We start from the raw sequence: 20018 nt of genomic DNA, 5'->3' as shown, positions 1-20018 counted from the left end.
TTATTATGCTCCATAGTCTGTGTAACGGCTACGCATTGCACTACGTCGCTCTGACTCTCGACGCTCTAGTTCTTGCTTCACTGCCTTGGCAATGGCTTGTGGATCCATTGCTCCTCCATAAATATTGATAGTGATTTGCTCTGTGACGCTTTGGTTATTATGTGTATTAGTTTGTGCAGCAGGTGCTGTTGACGCTTGTTGCTGAGCCAGTGTAGTTAAACCAGGGCGACGATCAAATTTAATGTTAGCTGGCTCTACTACTGGTGCATTAACTACAGGAGGGGTAAACGCTGCTGTAGTTAATGCAGCTGCTCCTGCTAATGTTCCTGTGGCTAAGGCTTTAGATGCTTTCACCGCCATAGCTGCTGATGCGTTAATACCTTTTGCCAAGCCTTCACTAACAAAGCCACCTAACCCGACAAATACACGTGATGGGCTATGCATATCAAGTTTTTCTTTAAACCATCTGATTACCCCAGAACCGACATTAGCAATTGCCTCTTTTGCTGCTCCTGCCATGTTGCGAATCCCATTCACAAGACCGCTGATTAGGTTAGAACCGAACTCGGTAAACTGTGCTACATAGCCTGTGAATAGTCCTGTCACGCCAGACCACACGGTCTGAAATACGCTGGCGATATTCCAAGTGCTAATCTTATTACTGATATTGCTTATAAGTGTCGAGACGGCTCCTGTTAAGTTGGCTGGCAAGTCTAGCCCAAACCAGCTTAATACACCAGCAAAGGATTGATAAAACAGTCCTAATGGCGACCAGTTTACAATCAAGGCAGCAATACCTGCTAAGCCTCCACTCGCTGCTGTTTTAAGTTGAGTCCAAATGCCTGTAAAAAAACTTACTATGCTATTCCAAACAGCTGTGAAAGCTGCTTTTAATACTGAGCCAATAGTGTTAGTAAGGTTAGTTAAATATGTCCAACCCTCTGTAAACCGCTGTTTAATACTCGTCCAAATTTCAATTGCTTTGGCTTTTAGGTAGTCCCAGTTTCTATAAATAAGGTAAGCTGCACCTGCAATAGCTGCTAACACCAATACCAAAGGGTTGGTCAGTAATGCTTTGGCTATCCCAAATATAGCTGTCTTAACAAATCCAAAAGCTGTACCTAACTTACCTAAGATACCAATACCACTTGTCATAGAAATGCTTAAAAATTTCCATGACAAGGACATCATTGCCAAAGGGCCTATAATACCTGCTATAACAATTGCTAAACCTCCAAATGCTACCAATACACCACCTATTCCTGCAACAATTCTTACTAACCAACCAACAAGCACAGGATTCTGACGTACAAATTCAGAAATACTATTAGCGACTCTTCCAAAAAAATTAATAATTTCTTTCAATGGTTCTGCTACTGTTTTACCAATTTCAGCCATCGCATTAGTCCAACTACCTTCAGCTGCTTCCATAGTGTTTTTGAGGGTATTAAGCTGTGCATTAATGCGGTCATCTAAAGAGGCTTGGGCTGCCAATTTATTTGCCATCTCTTGATAACCCATTTTACCTTTAGACATCAGCGTGGTTATGACTTGATTCGTTTCTGCATCATCGCCAATTAAGTACTTTAGTACACTATTACGTTGTTGACTTGTTAGATTTTGCAACTTTTCTAACTCTTTAAATAAATGATCAACGCCTCCAAACTCTCCTTTACCATCAGTAAAATCTAATCTGAACTTAATACCTTGGTTTTTTAATTCCTCATTAGCATCAAATAAACGCTCATTATCAATACTTCTAGATAATACTTTTCTCAGTGCATTACCTGCAGCAGCCCCATCCATCCCTGATTGGTCAAACATTGCCAACATCGGTGCTAACTCTTGGAATGCATCATGTCCACTTTTACCTAATGTTTTTAAAGCTGGAGCTGCTTTTGAAAAGCCAGCAAGAATATTAGAGGCATCAACCCCTGCATAATACATTCGTTGCATACCATCAGTAATTTTTAACATTTCGGATTCAGGGGCTTGTAAAGCATCCTGCATCTTTGCCGCATACTCCGCCGCTTGTTCAACCTGAAGATTTAATAAGACCCCCATATGTGCTGCTGACTCACCCAATCCCCCTAGGATAGTGTCATCTGTCATCCCTTGACGTTTTAACATCGTCATCATATTTTGGAAATCAGCTGTTGTTCCTGGTAGTCTATCCCCCAACTTTGTTGCTAAATCAGTAACCTCTTGAAATCGAGTTGAAACCTCTCCTCCTGCTGTCATCATCGAAATCTTAAGCTGTGTTGATGATTCTTCTAATGAGGCAAAATCTCCCATCGCACTACCGATAGGGGCTAGAATTTTGTTGCCTGTTGCAAAGCTAGCTGCACCAGTAAGCGCTAACTTTGAGGCAATGTCTTGCTTAGCCTTAAACTTATCTTTTGCTTCTGCCAATTTAGTTTGAGCTGTTTGAACTTGTGCTAATTTTTGATGTTGCTGAGTCAATGCTTCATTTGTTCTTGTAATATTTTGACGCAGCCCAATCTCACCTTGAGATAGTGACTTAGTGCTAATACCTGCATTTGATAAGTTTGTACGTAATTTTTGAAGCTCTACTGATTGTGATGACAACTTATCTTTCAGTTGTGAAGCTTCATTTTTAGCTTTTTGAAATTGTGATTGCAGTTTACGACTTGGAGCATCTGTTTTGGACAATTCTTGTGCTAAAGCCTTTACTCGTGCCTGTGCTGTCTCAAATGCAGTTTTAGATGCATCCAAAGATGTTTTAAGATTTCTAAATTGTTCAATATTTTTTTGTGTTGAACTTAATTGTTTTAATTCTGTTTGAAGCTTTTCAAGCTCTTTTGCTGCTTGTAAAGAGGCACCACCGATACCTTTTAGTGGTGCACTCAGTTTGTCTTGTAATGACGTAATTACTTTAAGTTCTAACTTATTATCAGCCATTTAACTACTCTCAGATTCATATCGTTTACGTGCGTGTTCACGCCACTCCATGAGTTCTGTCAGCGTAAAGGACGCCATTACATCGGGAGACCAGTGAAAGACGACAGCAATATCTGCCATCGCTTCCTCTACTGCTACTGGATATCCTCTCGGGCTTTCTTCGTTACCAAAAAAAGTGCTACTTTACTTGCTACTTCAGTTAAATCTGCAGGATCCATGTTCTCAACTTCTTGTTTGGTTAGCGCGGGTTGAGTAACTCGAGGTAAAACAGTCACCAGCGACATTACGTCTAAGTTGGCTAAATCCACTAAACGAACTCCTCGTAATTCACCTGCTTTTGGTTTACGAATAGAAACTTCTTTAATAGTAGTTTGACCACGTTGTACTGGTACATCTAGCTCAACGACTACAACATCGTTATTTTTGATTTCTGACATAGTTATTCCTTATTAAACACCTAGTGCACGACGATATGGTTCTAATACATCTGAACCATTGACTTTTTTAACCATTGTTAATGCATCAATCTCAATTAACTCTTCACCATCCATCACTTCTTTGTAATACGACAATGATGCTGTTAATTTCACTTCTGTATCTTCACCTGCTTCTGCATCGCCTTTATCAATTTCAGTAAAGCGTCCACGCATGACGATTTCAACAGCAATCACTTCTCCAGAGTCATCGCGTTGTAATGCACCAGTAAAGCGTAATAACGTATCAGCAACACCAATCGCTGCGTACTGCTTCATCACCTGTGCATCATAGCCACCTAATGTAATTTCAACAGTAAGTTTTTCCATCCCCATATCGACATCAACAGGGATATCCATACCACCACCACGCCACTCTTCGGTCTTAGTGGTAAGCTTAGGTAATGTGACTGATTTGACGATACCCATATAGTTGTATCCGTCATTAAATAGGTTTAAGTTCTTAAGTTTTCGTGGTAAAGCCATCATTCACCTCTATGACTGTTGGATTTGCTGAGCAAAATCAGCTAAATATTGGTCAGTAATCCGCTGTTGGAATACGATATTCTCGGCAGGAGGAACTGGCGTATAGTCGTAATCGATATACACTTTGCCTGACTTCAGAACCTCTTTGGTATTGATATCTGGATCAAACCAGGCTTGACCATTAATGATTAGTCCTTGCGCTTTTAGCTCACGGAACTTAGCATTGATGCCTTCAATCATGTCTTTGATTAAAGACGGATGCATAGGCTGGTCTACTGCCCACATATGCGCCTCAGCGATGGTATCCGCTAAGATTTGAGCGGTACGAGTATAATTTTCGAAAGGATATAAACTTGATGGTCCTTCACATGTACGGCTACCCCAGAATCGTAAACCTTTGCTATTGATAAGGGTTGTCACGTCTTTTTGGTTTAAATAACCTGCATCTGTATCTGGATCTTGTAATGACCAAAAAACATCCTTAGTAATACCAGTGACACCATTCACTGGCATATTACTTAATGTCTTATGCCATCCAACTGTCTTATCGACTTTGGCACGGTGTCCCAATGCAATTGCTGATGCCCAGATCTCATCTTCTTTGTTAGACTCTGTATCCCAACGTTTAAATGCTGGCCATAGAATCATTAATTCACGTTGGCCAAATGTCTCACGGAATGTTGTGACCTCTTCTTTTGTCTTACTTACTAGGTCAGAAGCATAAACAAACCCACGTAATTTTTGTGCTACAGATACTAACTCAGCAATGGTTGTTGCATTTTCTAATCCTGGCGCACCTAAAATGCGTGGTTTAACACCAAAGGCTGTTTCAGCTGATAGTAATGCTTTAATGCCTGTATATTTACCATCCACAGTCGTTCCCACAACCGCTGATGTTGTTTGTTCAGGTGTTTCACCTTCTGCCACACGAACAGCTACAACAAATGTATTTGTTTGTGCCGCAATTGCACTCAGCACTTTAGATAATGTGCCTTGCTTGCCTGCTGTACCAATTGCTTTTTGTACATTGGTGATTAATACTGGCGTATCCAATGGATAAGCTTCTGCATCTGCATCCGATGCTGTTGCGACTAGTCCGATAACGGCTGTAGATACTGTACGAATAGGACGAGTGCCACCGTCAACTTCAAGCACTCGAACACCATGATGATAGTCAGTCATAACTAACCTCTTAGTTTATATAGATAATTAATTATGCTTGCTCTATCTTATTCAAAATACTCTTTATTTTTGTTATTTATGTTTTAACAAAAGTAGTAAGGTTAACTACTTAATATACAAAGCATAAAAACCTTGTTTACTATTTTCTTTCGCCAGAAATGGTATTTTTTCAAGGTTAAAAAATGAATAAAAAATTACGACTCACTAAAAATAGTCCAACATTATTATCGATGATTGATAGGTATTTAAATGAAATATCTATTAAAAAAAATCACATTATCAAGAAATATCTATTGCTCGTGCGTGGAAGCGTACAGCAATTATTAACAAACAGATCATTTCTATAAGATCATCTGACTTAATTAAAATACGAGACTTATGGTCAATATCACTTAAACCCGCAACAATTATTAGAAGATTCGCATTTCTCTCAAATATATATTCTGTCGCAAAGTATGAATGGCAACTATATTACATACCTGATAACCCAGTCAAATTAGTTAAAAAACCTAAAGTTAAAAACGATAGAAATAGACGAATTATTCAGAACATAACCATATTAGGATCAAACCCTATCGAAAGCCCAAAAAATGAATTAGACTGGATTATAAAAAGAACAAAATCTAAAGTACTACCAACGATTATTTGCATTGCTGTTGAAACAGCAATGCGGCGTAGTGAAATTATAAATATAAGACGTGAACATATTAATTTTGAAGATGGAACATTATTCATCCCAGACAGTAAAAATGGTGATAGTAGAACTATTCCTTTATCTCCCATAGCCAAGTACACATTGATTAATTATTTATCAAAAAATAATAGTAAAAATAAGCTATTTAATATATCAACATCCGCTGTAAGCAAGAGCTTTCATCGTGCTCTATTACTAGCAAGAGAAGACTATATTAAAACTTGTGAAAAATACCATCAAGAAGAAAATAAAGTTATTCTGACTGATTTAAGATTTCACGATTTGAGACATGAGGCAACAAGTAGATTAGCCAGCGTTTATTCTATGCATGAGCTTGCAAGAATAACTGGGCATAAAGATACTAGAATGCTATTGCGTTATTATCATCCTGATGTTATACAGTTAGGTCAAAAATTAGCACAAAGTCAACTAGGACAATTACAATTTAATGTAATTAATCAAATGCTACTACAGCTTTTATAATATTGATTTAATTGGTTTTATTTTGTGACTCACTACACTGTTAAAGATTAATAGGTGGTGAGTTTTTTTGTTATGTCAATAACAATGCAAATGCGACATTACTAGGGTCTTATAAAGCTGACAGCGTCAAACGACACTCACATAAATATAACGTTGCTGGTTTCGATGCAGACTTCACAATGAAACACCCAAGTTATACTGGATCTGGAAAATCGCCTATGCGAACAAATAATCCTGATGCTGGCGGTGATATCACTAATACACAATACGATGGCGCACATTGGGTGTATATTTCAGAAACAGGTTCAGCAGAAACAGCACCGAAAGCAACGCATTTAGCCCCTCGCATAATCGCATATTAAAAAGCTATGATTCGTGGTGCTAATGCAGTATTAATACCCCTGTTTTCTGTAGAAGTAGGTACAACACGTGATGCGTCAAAAGTCTGTTCTGTATCATGAATAGTATGTCCAGAATTGTCACGCAATAGAGTAACTGCTGATTCAACTTCTTTAGTTATAAAAAGACTGTTGCTCGGCTCTAATCCACCAACATCAGCACTTCTAAAAGTACCATAGATATTTCGAATAGCGTCACCTTGATAGCTACCAAGCTGTCTAACATTTGCATTGTCTGCGTCAGTACCTGTAAATCGCACAAACATATTACGTTCATCAGGTACTTTAAAATTATCACCACCCAAGTCCGCAAAGTAATACGTTCCAGCACTCCAACTACTTGACGGTACGACTAAGCCATTTTGCTGAGCAAACGCCCATAATCCTGGATATACAGTTTTACTAATAGTTTGTCCAATAGCATCAATTTCATTGGCACGTGGCACCCTAGTTGTACCAGCGACTAAACTACCAATCTGGTCGGATGCATAGCCAATCCAACTACCGATTGTCTGCCGTCTCATAAAGCAGGCTTTATCAATGACATAAATTATGTCACTAATTTTAGTAGAAGGCACACTAGCAACCACTCGAGGTGATGCATCTAACAGCATTTCCACATCTTTTAGGTAAGACTCCCAAAAATCGCTATTTGATACCGTCGCTGGGTCTCTATTGGTGTTGCTTTGTCTTGCAATGTAAACCTTACCACTACGCTTTACCAACGCATATTGTGGATAATCCATCGTAGATGACCAGTCAGGTATTCCCTGTTGCCAAAGATACATATCCTTTTCATCGATACGTTTCATGAGGTGATTGAACATTTCCATTGGAGGGATACCTTGGAACATTTCAAACATAACGCCAAAACCTCGTCCAATATCTGGATAATTTTCAACCTCTCCTAATTGAGCAGTACTAGCAAAAAGACTTTCATCTGGTTTTTGTATAATTGCCATTTCTAATTTCCTTTATTCATAATAAAAAACTTAGCGCCACCCTCACCACCTTGACTAAAACCAAGAGCATTAGCAGCATTTCTAAATCCAAAATATTTAGTGATAGGCACATCACCCCAAATTATGTTGTACTTAACCCCTGTGCCTCGGGGTAAAATATCTAACTCTTCCAAAGCAAACGCCTTAAATCTCGTTTTATAAACCTCTGGAATTTGTATTGTGACTGTCATATCGTAGTTATCGGTTACAATACAGTCACCTCCTAAAATAAAAGTCAGTGCACTAATAAGATTAGGTAGCGTTGCTGTCTGAAAGTTGCGGCTAATTCGTGCTCTAATCAGGAAACGATAATCTTCATCATTTAAACTGACTGATTGACGCAATGGGTCTCTGTATCTATACCATTGCCCGCCTCCTTTTCTCTCCTTACTAAAAGGCATTGCTCCAAACCCATCTTTAAAACCAAAAAATCCGATAGGTGCATAATTTTTTAGTGTTCTTGATTGCCCAACATGACGACCAACCATATCAAGATTGACCCCTTGTGCTGTTTCAATGTTCAGGACGTTCATTACATCAATAGCGTCTTGGAAACTCGCCGATAAGTAGCCATCTAATAACGTTGCTGTTGCCTTGGCTTTTGGCTTACCACGGTATTGCCAAATCAATAACTCAGCATATGCCATTACTCCACCTCAACTTGTACGTTACCCTCAAGTACCCGAGCCACTTCCCTGATACCAATAGACAAATTACTCGTCCCCAGACTCTCCGCTGTCTTGCCTACCTTAAGCTCTCGCACCCAAAATCCATCAATTTTGTTAATAGGTGAGTACAATCGACTTAATGCAACGTCTTGTCCAATATCAAACTTCAGGTTGGCCAACTCTGCTTTTAATTGATCCGTATCAACTTGAGTAAAGTCAGTTTCTCGTACAATGACAACTTTAATATAGATATCCATAACAGTGGCTCTATCAAACTTAATCAGTCTGTTGCCTTTTTCTGTGAGTAGATTAACTTCTACTGCACCTTGTAAGCCAGCTCCTGCACCTTTGTTTTCGTAAATGACCTCAGCGATGGCATTATCATCACCACCAATAATAATGGCATTGATGGAATGCCCCTCAACGCCTTGGCTATCTGTATCATTGCTGGTGTTTTCTAGAACAAGCACCTGTTCAACATCACGTAAGCCATGCAACTTTGCTCGGATAGCCTCGCAGCTGTTTACGGCATTTTGTGCATGCGATAAAAAAAGACGCTGTCTTAATTCAACATCCGTCTCTTCTTCTTGGCCTAATACCGCATTTTGAAACGCCACCGCTTTATTTAAACCAACGATTACCGTTTCAATTTCTAAGCTATCACCCTCTTTCACAAAGAATGCCCCCAGTTCTTCGCTACGAAAATCACCTCGTGCAGAACCTAAAGAATTAAGCTGTGTTGCTTTAACGAGCGTCCATCTATTCTTGTTTTCGTCAACCAAGACCAATCCAGCAGGGATATCCGTGTACGGATCCCCAGTCAAAATAACGGAGTACAAATAGCTATTCTTCGCTTCTCTTCGTACAATCCCAGAGTAAGCCGCACGTTGCTCCAACCAAACGCCTGTCGCTCGGTAGGGGTCAAGCTGTTTATAGACATTTTCTAAAAGTTCCTCAAAATCAACTTTAATTTGTGAAATTAATCCAATCATTTGACCATCTGGGCTGTCTGGGTCAATATTTATAGCTTGCCCATAAATTGCTCTAAAACCATCACTAAATTTTTGAATAATCTCATCAAGTCTTTCTGTGACAATTCCATACTTTGTTACTGTTGCCATATCACTCACCAAATAAAAAAACCGTTAGTATATTTATAACTAACGGTTATTAATTGAATTTTTTTCATCAAAAATATCTGTATAAGACACCTCTATCAATAATTTCCTGTTTTCACTATCGTGTGTCATGGTGAAACTATCTATTTGCTTAACGCCATCCGTCTCTAGAATATACGCCATCAATGGAACTTCTAAGCGTTTTAAATCCACCCTCTCCATCTGTTCAAACCAAGGAATTCCATGTTCTAAATCTAAAAACCAATCACCCTTAAATGACCAAAGGCGTGTTTTAACAGCTTGAGCAATAGCTTCTGAGTCTTGTGCATAATTTGAATAGCCTGAACCAAAAGTCCAATCATGATTACTGTCTAACCGTCTAACTCTCATGAAAACTCCCTATTGTGGACCTGATGTTTTAGAGCCACCAGATGACACCCCCCCATGAACATGGTTTGTTAAAGAAATGCCACTCGCTACTACGTCTGCACTACTTACAAAACCTCCGTTCTGTTCTATTTCCCCCTTGATAAGAATTTTTCCATTTGTAATCCTGATAAATGTGCTGCCATCTAATGTCTGTAATGACAACCCATCAGTAAAAAATCCTTTAATCGTATTAGGGCGTGAGCAAATACCTGGGATAAACATAGCATCAGATAAGTCACAAAAGCGGTAATCCAATGGTTCTGTAGCTTTACCTGAAGTATGCCATCCATCAATGCAGCGTTCACTAAAAATAGCAATACCTTCATCACCTGCTTGTAATGGAAAAGTTACTGCAAATCCACCTCCTCGAGGAAAGTTCACAGGCACATCCATCAATGGAGGGATTTGAACCGTTTTTCCATCTATCAAAATCTGCTTTACTTGTGCAGCTAAAGTGACTGTTTGTAAAGTAGAATTGAAATCAATTACCTTGGCAGGCAATGATGTATGGATATCTTTAATCGCTTTTTCAGTCTGTGCGTCAACCGCTGATTCAACTGTTGCATTGTGATAACTATAATCACTCATTTTTTCTTACTCCCTTTATCTTCCACTTTTTGGAACTTACCACCAACCACAGTCATCTTACTGTGCCACTCACTATCCATACTATTTCCTGTATGAGCCAGTTTAACAATCTTGTACTCACCATTAAAAAATTCGAGGATAGACTCTAACCGAACCATTCCGCCGATTTGTAATAATGGGTTAAGCAAACAGGTCAACTCTAAGCCATCATCCGTCTGTTCCAGTGAACCAATCAAACCAGTATCTTGCGATAAAAGAACAGCTTCGGTATCTAGCACCTTATCTCTAGGTAGAAAAATAAGCTCCCCATCTTGAATAGACCAGTCTGCTTTATTATTCACAGCAATCTTTCTTAAGATAGCTCGAGAGTCACCGTTAAGCACTCGACCTCGAGGAAGTTTTCGCTTGTTCGGAAAATCCAATGCCCCCCGCTTAACATTCGGCATAGTCTTTTGTACTTCTGCGATAATTTCTTCGTCAGTAGCGCCTGCTTTTAACGTTACACTAGACCTAGCTGTGGTGTAATCTTTAAAACCATCAGCACTCTCTATCTCAAGTACAAAGTCCACACCCTCGCGCATAACCTTTACTTTTGTAATGTCACCACTATAGATAGGACGTAATTCTTGATAGCCTGTCGACAAGACAATACGCGTATATTCCTTGTTTAATAACTGGTTAAGGTGGTCTCGATTTAAATTCCAAATTCGAATAAAAGCAGGATTAGGTTTTTCGTTAATGGTTTTATCCACCTCAAACCCTACCCGCAATTTATCTACTATCAAGGTATTATCATCACCGATGATTTCAACTTGCCAGCGTCTTCCGTATTGCTTCATAATCTTTCTTTTAAATCAATAAATAAAAGGTTTCTGGTGCCCAAGTCTGATAGTTCAATCGGATCTAGGTTCTCTCCTGACTCATCTGATACAAACATCTCGAATGACTGTAAGGTTCTATTCAACAGAGGAATACCACATACTAAACTTAGCCCTTGAGCAAACATTCGCTTTGACCTTACCTCAAAGACATCCATTGTCCAAAAGCGGCCTATGCTGTTATATTTAAGCGTGAGTCGGATTTTCATCCCTTCAAAGTCAAGAACTTGCTCTTGGTATGGCACACCAACTAAAACAGGAACTAAATACATTATTTCTGCCTCCTTCCACTAGAGCCTAATCCCCACTCACTTAAAATAGATTTACGAGTATTTGTCGCTTGAGTACTTCCAGCTTGTGTCTTACTAGCAGATTGAATTGCTGCTCGTCCACTTTTGCTACTTCCGCTAGGACCTTTATTTTTGCCCCCTTTGCTACCATTAGCACTCCCCTCTGTCTTTACGTAAGCCGTATCGACAATAAAGATTTCACGAGCGGTAATCGTAAACACTGCACTTCCGAGCTTATCTTGAGACACAGCCACTTTCTGAATGAGCATGTTCTTGTACAAACTCACACCAGTATTTATTTCAATAGGCTCACCAGACTTTTGAGACTGTACTAAATCGGCATAGCATTTTTGTACTCGGCTATCACCGCTCCCCCCCAATAAATCTTTCAAATTAAAGTCAGGCATCCATGGCGCCAATGCTCGCACTTGATTAAGAGTGTCTGCTACTGCACCAAAACGACCCGCTACCACTGCTAATTTACCTAATGCATTAGCAGTATAGTTAGCGACGTTCACAGGCAAGGGCAATTGATTGAGAAAATCCAATGCCCCCCGCAAAAAAGGGAAATTACCTAAAACACCCAAAGGTGATTGATGATTGTGGTCAACCATTGTTCCTATAATCGTCACTACCTTAGGGTTTAAATAAGCATGGTCTGCAATTTGTGCACCACTTTCAATAGGATTTTCTGTGATAACAAGTTCAGATTCATGCTCCTCACTTGTTATCACATCCAACACAATCTCACCAATAGCGTGATTAGAGACACTCACAAAATTAAACATTACTACTCCTAAGCTAATATAGAGCTTTGTACGTTACGGACTGCTGTTGCTGCTTCATTGCCTATCATTAAAGCATCCCCCTTGGTAGTATTGGTCGTTGTAAGATTAATATTTACACTAGTATCATTTTTTACTTGAGTATTGTTATTAGTCGTATTATTGACCGCTCCAGCCTTGGCGTTATCTGTAATAGGTATAGCCAATGACCCATCAGGTCGTGTAACTGTTTTACCTCCCTGTTGAATATGTTGCTCTACCGTTTTTCCCCCACCACCAAGCCAACTTGGCAACTCTATGCTTGAAATAGAATCAATAATTGGCTGAATATACTTGTTGTATTGTTCCTTAACCCATCCAAAAGCGGCATCAAATGGAGCGGTGATAACATCTATAACTTTACTAAATGTTTTGCTTAACTCATCAAAAGAAAATCCACTATCTGATAATACTTTCCATTCTTGCTTAACTAGATTCCAAGCATCTTCGAATGGTCTTGTAATAACCTCTATCACATAACTAAAAGCATTAGCCAGCCCCTCAAAAGAGAACCCTGATGCTGCAAAAATACCCCAAGCTCGTTTGACTGTATCAAACGCTTTTCTATAAGGCTCTGTAATCAAGTTCCAAACCTGATTAAAAGCAGACTTTAGCCAATTGAAAGTAAACGTTGATTTAAAGGCATTCCATTTTGATTTCACCCAGTCAAACGCTTTTCTATAAGGCTCTGTAATCAAGTTCCAAACCTGATTAAAAGCAGACTTTAGCCAATTGAAAGTAAACGTTGATTTAAAGGCATTCCATTTTGATTTCACCCAGTCAAACGCTTTACGATATGGTGCTGTAATAAAATCCCAGACCTTATCAAAAAGCTCACCAATACTTTCGACATTGAATAAAGCAAGAAAATCATCCCACCAAGACTCAATTTGTGCATAAATCAAATCAAAAATAGAAACAACTATCTCGCCCAAAAGCGAAAGTACATCAACAACAGTACTAATCAGTAGTTGTCCGAGCTTAGATAATCCCTCGCCTAACGAATCAGTAGAAAAAACTTCTTTCAGCTCATCCCATTGCTTAGAAATCCAAGCAAGCAGACGGTCAAATAATCCTGTAACGTAATTAGTAAAACGATCAAAGGGTTCTGCCAAACCTTCTGCGTCAAAGACAGAGCGAAGCTTACCCCACCAAAACTTAATGCCATCCAGTAAAAGCGCAAAAAAGCCTTGGATAAATGTCCATAATCCGTTAAAGATGTATGTCAGTCCTTCAAAGCCATTTGTAAATAACGAAACAATATTTGTTATCAGTCCCTGGATAGACTCTGAAATTACCTCACCGTTTAGTGTGAAAATCCCAACCAGTAAGTTAAATAGATTACCGATAATGTTAAAAGCTGTCTTGAGCTGCTCAACCATTAAGTCAACAATAGGCTTAAACCACTCCGCTATTTCAGCGATGATAGGTCTTAGCTCATCAATGATCTCGATAACCTTATCAACCCCTTTAGCCAAAGGCTCCCAAAAATCACCGAGTGCTGTTTCTCCTCCCTGCATATAAGCGATAAAATCATCAATCAGCAGGATTAATCCAACTATCGCTGCCACTACCCACGCAATAGGATTAGTTATAAAAGCCATGATCATGGCTTTTTTGACAATTGCAAAGACAGCCACTAGACCATAGAGTGCATTTTCCCAGCCAATAGTTCCTCCAATAATAGTATTGAGTACATTTGCTAATGCACTAATAACATCAATCGCTCCAGCCAAGATTCCTGCAAAAATACTTAATCCATTTCTGATTAACTGGTTATTTTCGATAAACCAATCGCGAAATAATCCGATAATTCGCATAAGTGCTGGAGCGAGTCGAAGAGAAAAATACTCTGCCACCCCTTTTGCAATTTGACCGACCTCTGCAAGAGAGTCTTGAAAAGCGGCTGCTGTTGCTGCATTCTCCTGTGTACCAACCCCTAGGCTTAAAGCTTCTGCGTTGGATAACGCCTCAGCCATTTCTTCATTGGTGAGACGTAAAGTCTGAATTAATGATGCATCAATACCAAGCTTCGCCAACATCGCAATTTGTTGTTGATCACTTAAGCCTTGCATCTTCTCTCGAATATCCTCTAAGACTTCAGAGGCATCACGTACTGATCCGTCTGCATTTTTAGCTTTAATACCAAAGTTCTCAAAAGCTTTAGCTCCAAGGCCGATACCGTTAGCCGCTTCACCAATCGCCTTAGATAAGCCTTTATAAGAGGTTTCTGCTGCTTCAACAGATGAGCCGTTAAGTTCTGCCACTTTGCCTAACAGATAAATTTTATCCGCCGCAACGCCTGTTTCATTTGATAGTTGGTGGATAGAATCAAGCGCATTTAAACTCATACTCACAAAAGCACTAAGCCCAGCAATAGAGGCAGCTGCTACTGCCCCCACCGCACCCGCAATGGCAGGTAAATTTTTAAGTGACAGTTCAAGTTTACTTAGCTCTCTTGTATCTGTCTTAACACCGACTTTAACGAGTAGTTCTTCTAGAATCATGGGCTTTTCGCTCCGTATGTAGAATTTCAATAATCACTTCATGAAATGACAGCAAATCCCCCAAGGAATAAACTGTCCTTAACTCATGCAGTGAGCAGTAATGTCTGATAATTGGCGTAAAAATAAACCAGTCAACATTACTGCTTGACTGGTTATCTACTTCACCATTGATGAGGGCAGAATATTGCTCAGTAATCCACCCCCACCTGAGAAAAAATCGCCAAACTGATATTTCAGTCCCGTAATAAGTACCGTAATCAGGTGACTGCGATATTTATTAAAATGACTATCTAGATCATTACTTAGACGATATGGTTTACCACCATCAATCTGAGCACTGGTGTGTCTCAACACAATATCCTCCATTTGCTTAACCGCAGGATGACCTAAGTTACTAGCTAATGAAGTAATAATAGTTAAGCCAAGACGTTGCTGATTAGCTTTTGCCTTATCCTCATCGTTCAACGACTCATCATCTTCAGACGCTACATTGGTGCTCGAAAAATCAACCGTACTCAATAAACCTAAAGCGATTTTAAGGGCTGACCACGATGCCATAGCATTAGCTGGTGTCATCGTATAAGTAACATTGTCTAGCTCAATTGCATGCGTTTCTGTCATGGATTAACTCCTTCTTCATGAGTAATGGTCATTTGCTCAAAGACAATTTCCCAAGTATGTGGGTTATGTGCATTACCACGAGTCATTTCTTTAGCTGTGGTGAAATAACCTTTAGTCGCTACTACTAAATCCTCATTAATTAAGTCTTTAACGGTTAAGGTAAAAGGCACAAACGTCTTGATTGAGCGTTTTTGCTGTTGGTGTAAACGGCTTAGATACTTGTTATCTGCTGAGTGCTGTTTAAGCTTGAGAGTTAGCGTGCCTGATTCGTCTGGATTAGCAATAAACACGCCTTTGCCGTTATTGCCAATCACCATCTGACCATTCGGCGAGTTATTCACCACCTTAATTTGGTCACCACCGTCACCCCAGTCGCTAATTTCTCGACCATTTAATAGCACCAGTACTTCTTTTGGGTCAAAAATCTTCATAATTTCCCTCTATCGATTAAAGTTAATGATTACGTCAGAGAAGTGGATTGCACCAGCTAACTTAACCGCCGTTTGAATGGGTGTCGCACGACGCTGTTCACGATCGGAATCACTAAGCGTATCCATTGGTGCTGCCCATACATAGTAGCCCTCGTCCAAGTGGTCTCCAGTCTCTAATTCACCGAAACTATTCCCAGTCCATTTTCCAGGAGCAAAAGCACCGTTATTAATACCCTCTAGACATACAGAAATAACAGCATCAATTAATACAGCATTACCTTTATCTGTGAGAGGTAATTTTGTTGGCGACTTATACAGACGAGCAAACACTTCTTTTTGGACAGCATCTTGGAACCAATCTAGAATTACGATTTCATCTGCAAACTTACCACCAATAACCGTCCCCTCAGCAATTAACGGTACATCATCAAAATAGGTGTACACGTTAATACCAAGTCGTTTTGCTTTTTGGTATTCCGTACCTGTTACCTGGTCAGCGGTAATCGTCGGTTGAGTTTTAAACTTCAGCGTTAATGTTGAGTTTTGCGCTGCAAAATTTACTGACAGTAAGCGAGCAATAGCAGAATGAGCTGCATATAGATCATCTTTGTCGTAAACAGCCAAAGTATGATCAAGCTGTGCGTCAAAGAGTTTCTTTATAATATTGCCTATTTCAAACTCTAGCTGAGTACTTTTAATAACATTTAGGGCAAATAATTTAACGTTTGTTTGTGCAAACTTAGCAACTTCCTCAATTTCTCCATCTGTCAACTGAGCAGCAAAACATAAGCCATACCATGCATTATTGATGTCAAGCAAATTAGTTAAGCTTTCTGCTGGCGTTTCTGCGCTAATATTGATTGAATCTACCCCTAATTGACGCGTTGCCTGCCCATCCTCTAACTTCAACATAGCGCCAATATAGTTACTATCGGCATTACCATATACATAGCCGACTATAGTGTCATCACTTACACCTGATTCGGCAGATGATACGATAAATCGATTACCCGTTTGGTCATAAGTTACTGTATAATTTTTTAACCCCTCTTCATTAATAGCAGTTTGTAACAAACTCGCAATACCATTGAAATCTTGAACCTCTGAGAAGTTAAGATTAGTTATTTTCTTTTCGACACCACCAAGACGTATTGAAAATTGTCCTTGAATAACTCGTTTAAAAACCTCTAAGGAGTCATTTAAACTAGCGCCTGTCAATTGGTTAGATGTTGCATTGATAGTGCGTTGTACTTTATTCCATGCACCAATAACCAACTGTTTTGCTCGTGGTTTTTGAGCAAAGAATGGTTGTGATGCTCGTGCTGTTTCAGAATGAGTACCAAATAACTGTTCTACCTCATTTTGGCTGTTAACATAAACATAACGTGTTTTAGAGTCAGTAAAAGCGTTACCAGACTCTGGGGTCATAAGCAATACCGTACCAAAATCACGTCTAGTAGCTGATTTAGGTACTGTTTGTAGCTGTACATTGACAATATTTGAAATGGATAAGGCCATAATCAATCCTTTGTAATATGTTGATGAATGCTGTTGTTTGTATAAATATCTACTAGTTCAATTGGTTCAAGTGATAGGGTTGTGACATGACTGTGAGTAATATAAACATCAAATTGCCCTCTCTCCTCAGCTGATGCTCCGAGAACATAGGTGAGATTGCGAACATCTGACATATTGATGATTGCTCCACCAATACCTCGTAATCTCTCTCTCACTCGGGTAGCTTGTAATATGCTTTTGAGCTTTAGGGTCATTTCTACCGCATTTTTCCCATAGCATGAAATTGACACCATCGAAATAAGACTAGATTTAACAGTTTCTTTTTCACCATCAAAGACTAGCCTTGATGCTCCAATTTCTTGTTGAGAAACAATATTGACCGTAATAAAGGCTTTACTCTTTAATTCTGGTTGATACTGAGGTACAACCGTGCCCTTAGGTAATGTCAAAACCTCCTGAATCAGGGTGCGCAGTTTCGCTATATCGAACCGCGAGGTAGTGGAAATATCCATAATCACTCCAATCTTCTTTCGTTTTAACTTTGTAATCGTGACCATTAAAAACCACGATATCCCCAATAGCTAAGCTGTCCTTAGTAAAAACCACAATCGTTGGTAGGTAACGCTCTTGTTCTGGCAAGACTTGCATATCGCTAGGTGAAGTCGGTGTGATAATGCCTGTAATTACTTCTGACACATATTCACCATCAAAACCCCATGCGCTATGCTCTCCATACAACCGCTTAACCTCAAACTGACGATTAAACTTACTGGAGTAAATTCGTCCGAGCTGATTAATTCTCATCACGTACTACTCCTGTAATCGATTGTCTGAGCTTGCCTGTGTCAATCAGCGGTTTTGTTGAACCTTTTCGCTTAATGGTTTCAGGAGCAAGTGCTTTGAAATCACCATTCACAATGTTTTCTTGCACGTCCCCTTTAGCCAATTCAGCAAGCTCGTTCAACGCTTTCTCTGAGTCATTGCTTGTAATCAGCCTATCCCCAAAGAATCTGAAATACTTCGCTTTGTTTTTTACAACGCTAGTCCTCAGAAATGAGCGTTCCGGAATATGTCCGTCTTCACTACCAAACTCATGCACCGCTGCTAAATCGCTCATGCTAAAATCACCGTCCACCTTAGGATTATTCTCCTTTGGTACTCCTACATAAACTGCTTTAGTCGCAAATGCTTCTAGCCTTTTGATTAAGTTTGATACACTCATTTACACCACCATAAAACCAATACCAACGAGTTTACGTAGCCGTAAGAACTCTTGACCATAGGCTGTTAGGTGATAGGTCGAGCCATCAGTTGGTGTAGCAGTCGGTGCATAGGCAACAGACAAAGAACCAGCAGTTTCTGATACGACATCTTTCGCTGCAGCTCCACCAGTCTCTTTCGCTTGATTAGCCAATTGAATCAAGTGAGCTGTTAGTGCAAACAGCCCTCGTTTAAATAGCTTTCCCCAACGAGCCTTATCTATTTCAGCATCAGCATCTTCCATAAAAAAACCGACTGCATTAGCGTCGGTATCTTTAAATTCAGGGTATCGCAGTTTAAATTCGTCAACTGTCTGCATAACTCACCTCTTAGTAATCTACATAAATCGCAGATTGTGGCTCTTTAAACGTCACACCACCAAAAGCCATTTGTAAACCAGATTGGAACGAGACTAAACCAACTTTTTCTGCTGTCAGGATAGTAGGCGATTGAGGAACATCAAAGACCACATGTTCAGCATCATTGATGTATGCAATCGCACGTTTTTTGCTCGAACCTGCTGTCGCCAACTTAGCAAAACCTCCAGGAAGTGGTTTAATGCTCACGGCCTTACCTGCAGCGCCAGATAAATGTTCTTGTAACCACTGTAACGCTGTTTTCTCTTTATGGTCTTTCTCCAAAAATGCTAAATAAGCATAGTCATCATACGATATAGCAATGGTATCTGGTGCAGCAATAAGATTCGTTTGGTCAAACACAGCTAAAAACATATCTTTGAACGTAGCAGTTGCCTCATCGTATGTCATTGTGTTAATAGCTTTTTTAATCTTAGCTTCCTGAATGGTAACATCAGGACTATTTAAAAGCCCTTTAACGCCATCTTTACGAGCATGACCGATAAAGGCTACTTTTTGCAATGTCTGTTGAGCATTCAAATTTAATGACTTGATTTTGCTTGTGTCAATAGCAACACCAAATTTAGCTGCTTTCTCAAGCTGATGTAACGTCCAACTTACTGTTTTTAACCAAGGGAATAACGGAGTAGTACGAGAACCAAATTTAATATCCACTTGGTCAAATACCGTTGTATTGATATCAATAATACCGTCGTCTAAATCCCCTGTCACATCACCTGTTAAATGTTGTCGGAAATCCATTAATCGATCAGCACTTGAATCTACGTACACGAATTGAGGAAATACAATCTCAGGGTATTTCGTCATTGAAATGTCTTTACTTACCTGAGTTAGGGCTGTTTGTAGAATATTTAAATGATCCATTCTTAT

At 39.5% G+C, this 20018-nt stretch carries 24 protein-coding genes; 2 read left to right on the top strand and 22 right to left on the bottom strand.

Annotation, left to right across the window (positions count from 1 at the left end):
* Positions 1 to 3: 3 nt before the first annotated feature.
* Genes BQ4443_RS09655 through BQ4443_RS09640 form a run of 5 tightly spaced genes read right to left on the bottom strand, consistent with a single transcriptional unit; the run spans position 4 to position 5063 of the window.
* Complete coding sequence (locus BQ4443_RS09655) at positions 4 to 2922, bottom strand: phage tail tape measure protein (RefSeq protein WP_071058754.1); 2919 nt, start codon at positions 2920 to 2922, stop codon at positions 4 to 6.
* Complete coding sequence (locus BQ4443_RS12220; protein WP_083331908.1) at positions 2923 to 3042, bottom strand: GpE family phage tail protein; 120 nt, start codon at positions 3040 to 3042, stop codon at positions 2923 to 2925.
* Between the two features lie 14 nt (positions 3043 to 3056).
* Positions 3057 to 3359 carry a phage tail assembly protein gene (locus BQ4443_RS09650; protein WP_071058752.1) on the bottom strand — a complete coding sequence of 101 codons (303 nt, stop codon included), beginning with the start codon at positions 3357 to 3359 and terminating at the stop codon, positions 3057 to 3059.
* A 12-nt stretch (positions 3360 to 3371) separates the two neighbouring features.
* Complete coding sequence (locus tag BQ4443_RS09645; RefSeq protein WP_256330983.1) at positions 3372 to 3884, bottom strand: phage major tail tube protein; 513 nt, start codon at positions 3882 to 3884, stop codon at positions 3372 to 3374.
* Positions 3885 to 3890: 6 nt separating this feature from the next.
* Positions 3891 to 5063, bottom strand: coding sequence for a phage tail sheath protein (locus tag BQ4443_RS09640; protein WP_071058748.1), 1173 nt, complete (start codon positions 5061 to 5063; stop codon positions 3891 to 3893).
* A 286-nt stretch (positions 5064 to 5349) separates the two neighbouring features.
* Here BQ4443_RS09640 and BQ4443_RS12790 point away from each other — a divergent pair, with 286 nt between their 5' ends.
* Complete coding sequence (locus BQ4443_RS12790; protein ID WP_083331907.1) at positions 5350 to 6240, top strand: site-specific integrase; 891 nt, start codon at positions 5350 to 5352, stop codon at positions 6238 to 6240.
* Between the two features lie 179 nt (positions 6241 to 6419).
* Entirely contained in the window at positions 6420 to 6602 is a 183-nt protein-coding gene (locus BQ4443_RS12330) for a hypothetical protein (RefSeq protein WP_143000587.1), read from the top strand.
* Here the strand turns inward: BQ4443_RS12330 and BQ4443_RS09630 are convergent.
* From BQ4443_RS09630 to BQ4443_RS09550, 17 genes are all read right to left on the bottom strand, one after another.
* Complete coding sequence (locus tag BQ4443_RS09630) at positions 6599 to 7600, bottom strand: hypothetical protein (protein WP_083331906.1); 1002 nt, start codon at positions 7598 to 7600, stop codon at positions 6599 to 6601. The two genes, BQ4443_RS12330 and BQ4443_RS09630, sit on opposite strands and share 4 nt — an antisense overlap.
* 2 nt (positions 7601 to 7602) lie before the next feature.
* Complete coding sequence (locus BQ4443_RS09625; RefSeq protein WP_071058746.1) at positions 7603 to 8286, bottom strand: baseplate wedge 1 family protein; 684 nt, start codon at positions 8284 to 8286, stop codon at positions 7603 to 7605.
* Complete coding sequence (locus BQ4443_RS09620; RefSeq protein ID WP_071058745.1) at positions 8286 to 9428, bottom strand: baseplate J/gp47 family protein; 1143 nt, start codon at positions 9426 to 9428, stop codon at positions 8286 to 8288. Before BQ4443_RS09620 ends, BQ4443_RS09625 begins: the two co-directional genes overlap by 1 nt.
* 39 nt (positions 9429 to 9467) lie before the next feature.
* A complete protein-coding gene (locus tag BQ4443_RS09615) occupies positions 9468 to 9815 on the bottom strand; it encodes a contractile injection system sheath initiator (protein ID WP_071058743.1) in 348 nt (115 codons plus the stop codon).
* Between the two features lie 9 nt (positions 9816 to 9824).
* Positions 9825 to 10442: a Gp138 family membrane-puncturing spike protein gene (locus BQ4443_RS09610; RefSeq protein WP_023949033.1), complete on the bottom strand. Its 618-nt coding sequence runs from the start codon at positions 10440 to 10442 to the stop codon at positions 9825 to 9827.
* Positions 10439 to 11281, bottom strand: a complete 843-nt coding sequence (locus BQ4443_RS09605; RefSeq protein ID WP_071058741.1) for a phage protein — start codon at positions 11279 to 11281, stop codon at positions 10439 to 10441. The genes BQ4443_RS09610 and BQ4443_RS09605 overlap by 4 nt, the downstream gene beginning before the upstream one ends.
* Positions 11278 to 11592, bottom strand: coding sequence for a phage baseplate plug family protein (locus BQ4443_RS09600; protein ID WP_071058739.1), 315 nt, complete (start codon positions 11590 to 11592; stop codon positions 11278 to 11280). The genes BQ4443_RS09605 and BQ4443_RS09600 overlap by 4 nt, the downstream gene beginning before the upstream one ends.
* Positions 11592 to 12398: a phage baseplate protein gene (locus BQ4443_RS09595; RefSeq protein ID WP_071058737.1), complete on the bottom strand. Its 807-nt coding sequence runs from the start codon at positions 12396 to 12398 to the stop codon at positions 11592 to 11594. Before BQ4443_RS09595 ends, BQ4443_RS09600 begins: the two co-directional genes overlap by 1 nt.
* Positions 12399 to 12406: 8 nt before the next feature.
* Positions 12407 to 14941, bottom strand: a complete 2535-nt coding sequence (locus BQ4443_RS09590) for a phage tail protein (RefSeq protein WP_071058735.1) — start codon at positions 14939 to 14941, stop codon at positions 12407 to 12409.
* Between the two features lie 156 nt (positions 14942 to 15097).
* The gene (locus BQ4443_RS09585) at positions 15098 to 15562 is read right to left on the bottom strand and encodes a phage tail assembly chaperone (protein WP_071058733.1); all 465 of its coding nucleotides are present in this window, start codon (positions 15560 to 15562) and stop codon (positions 15098 to 15100) included.
* Positions 15559 to 15993 (bottom strand): phage structural protein, encoded by a 435-nt coding sequence (locus BQ4443_RS09580; protein ID WP_071058731.1) that lies wholly within the window; start codon positions 15991 to 15993, stop codon positions 15559 to 15561. The genes BQ4443_RS09585 and BQ4443_RS09580 overlap by 4 nt, the downstream gene beginning before the upstream one ends.
* Before the next feature lie 9 nt (positions 15994 to 16002).
* Positions 16003 to 17511: a DUF3383 domain-containing protein gene (locus BQ4443_RS09575; RefSeq protein WP_071058729.1), complete on the bottom strand. Its 1509-nt coding sequence runs from the start codon at positions 17509 to 17511 to the stop codon at positions 16003 to 16005.
* Positions 17512 to 17513: 2 nt separating this feature from the next.
* Positions 17514 to 17960: a phage neck terminator protein gene (locus BQ4443_RS09570; protein ID WP_083331905.1), complete on the bottom strand. Its 447-nt coding sequence runs from the start codon at positions 17958 to 17960 to the stop codon at positions 17514 to 17516.
* On the bottom strand, positions 17947 to 18318 hold the full coding sequence (locus BQ4443_RS09565; protein WP_143000586.1) for a hypothetical protein: 372 nt from the start codon (positions 18316 to 18318) through the stop codon (positions 17947 to 17949). Before BQ4443_RS09565 ends, BQ4443_RS09570 begins: the two co-directional genes overlap by 14 nt.
* A complete protein-coding gene (locus BQ4443_RS09560) occupies positions 18305 to 18733 on the bottom strand; it encodes a hypothetical protein (RefSeq protein ID WP_071058725.1) in 429 nt (142 codons plus the stop codon). Before BQ4443_RS09560 ends, BQ4443_RS09565 begins: the two co-directional genes overlap by 14 nt.
* Positions 18734 to 19090 (bottom strand): DUF4054 domain-containing protein, encoded by a 357-nt coding sequence (locus BQ4443_RS09555; protein ID WP_071058723.1) that lies wholly within the window; start codon positions 19088 to 19090, stop codon positions 18734 to 18736.
* 10 nt (positions 19091 to 19100) lie between these two features.
* Positions 19101 to 20012 carry a major capsid family protein gene (locus BQ4443_RS09550; protein ID WP_023949014.1) on the bottom strand — a complete coding sequence of 304 codons (912 nt, stop codon included), beginning with the start codon at positions 20010 to 20012 and terminating at the stop codon, positions 19101 to 19103.
* Between the last annotated feature and the right edge of the window lie 6 nt (positions 20013 to 20018).

This window comes from Pelistega sp. MC2 (genome assembly GCF_900099475.1).
GTDB classification, from domain to species: domain Bacteria; phylum Pseudomonadota; class Gammaproteobacteria; order Burkholderiales; family Burkholderiaceae_B; genus Taylorella; species Taylorella indica.
The sequence above is the reverse complement of the archived record's forward strand: the minus strand, read 5'-3'. Positions and strand labels throughout refer to the sequence as shown.

Coding starts and splice junctions, on each gene's coding strand:
- BQ4443_RS09655 (WP_071058754.1), bottom strand. CDS start 2,922: ATGGCTGATAATAAGTTAGAACTTAAAGTAATTACGTCATTACAAGAC.
- BQ4443_RS12220 (WP_083331908.1), bottom strand. CDS start 3,042: ATGGCAGATATTGCTGTCGTCTTTCACTGGTCTCCCGATGTAATGGCG.
- BQ4443_RS09650 (WP_071058752.1), bottom strand. CDS start 3,359: ATGTCAGAAATCAAAAATAACGATGTTGTAGTCGTTGAGCTAGATGTA.
- BQ4443_RS09645 (WP_256330983.1), bottom strand. CDS start 3,884: ATGATGGCTTTACCACGAAAACTTAAGAACTTAAACCTATTTAATGAC.
- BQ4443_RS09640 (WP_071058748.1), bottom strand. CDS start 5,063: ATGACTGACTATCATCATGGTGTTCGAGTGCTTGAAGTTGACGGTGGC.
- BQ4443_RS12330 (WP_143000587.1), top strand. CDS start 6,420: ATGAAACACCCAAGTTATACTGGATCTGGAAAATCGCCTATGCGAACA.
- BQ4443_RS09630 (WP_083331906.1), bottom strand. CDS start 7,600: ATGGCAATTATACAAAAACCAGATGAAAGTCTTTTTGCTAGTACTGCT.
- BQ4443_RS09625 (WP_071058746.1), bottom strand. CDS start 8,286: ATGGCATATGCTGAGTTATTGATTTGGCAATACCGTGGTAAGCCAAAA.
- BQ4443_RS09620 (WP_071058745.1), bottom strand. CDS start 9,428: ATGGCAACAGTAACAAAGTATGGAATTGTCACAGAAAGACTTGATGAG.
- BQ4443_RS09615 (WP_071058743.1), bottom strand. CDS start 9,815: ATGAGAGTTAGACGGTTAGACAGTAATCATGATTGGACTTTTGGTTCA.
- BQ4443_RS09610 (WP_023949033.1), bottom strand. CDS start 10,442: ATGAGTGATTATAGTTATCACAATGCAACAGTTGAATCAGCGGTTGAC.
- BQ4443_RS09605 (WP_071058741.1), bottom strand. CDS start 11,281: ATGAAGCAATACGGAAGACGCTGGCAAGTTGAAATCATCGGTGATGAT.
- BQ4443_RS09600 (WP_071058739.1), bottom strand. CDS start 11,592: ATGTATTTAGTTCCTGTTTTAGTTGGTGTGCCATACCAAGAGCAAGTT.
- BQ4443_RS09595 (WP_071058737.1), bottom strand. CDS start 12,398: ATGTTTAATTTTGTGAGTGTCTCTAATCACGCTATTGGTGAGATTGTG.
- BQ4443_RS09590 (WP_071058735.1), bottom strand. CDS start 14,941: ATGATTCTAGAAGAACTACTCGTTAAAGTCGGTGTTAAGACAGATACA.
- BQ4443_RS09585 (WP_071058733.1), bottom strand. CDS start 15,562: ATGACAGAAACGCATGCAATTGAGCTAGACAATGTTACTTATACGATG.
- BQ4443_RS09580 (WP_071058731.1), bottom strand. CDS start 15,993: ATGAAGATTTTTGACCCAAAAGAAGTACTGGTGCTATTAAATGGTCGA.
- BQ4443_RS09575 (WP_071058729.1), bottom strand. CDS start 17,511: ATGGCCTTATCCATTTCAAATATTGTCAATGTACAGCTACAAACAGTA.
- BQ4443_RS09560 (WP_071058725.1), bottom strand. CDS start 18,733: ATGAGTGTATCAAACTTAATCAAAAGGCTAGAAGCATTTGCGACTAAA.
- BQ4443_RS09555 (WP_071058723.1), bottom strand. CDS start 19,090: ATGCAGACAGTTGACGAATTTAAACTGCGATACCCTGAATTTAAAGAT.
- BQ4443_RS09550 (WP_023949014.1), bottom strand. CDS start 20,012: ATGGATCATTTAAATATTCTACAAACAGCCCTAACTCAGGTAAGTAAA.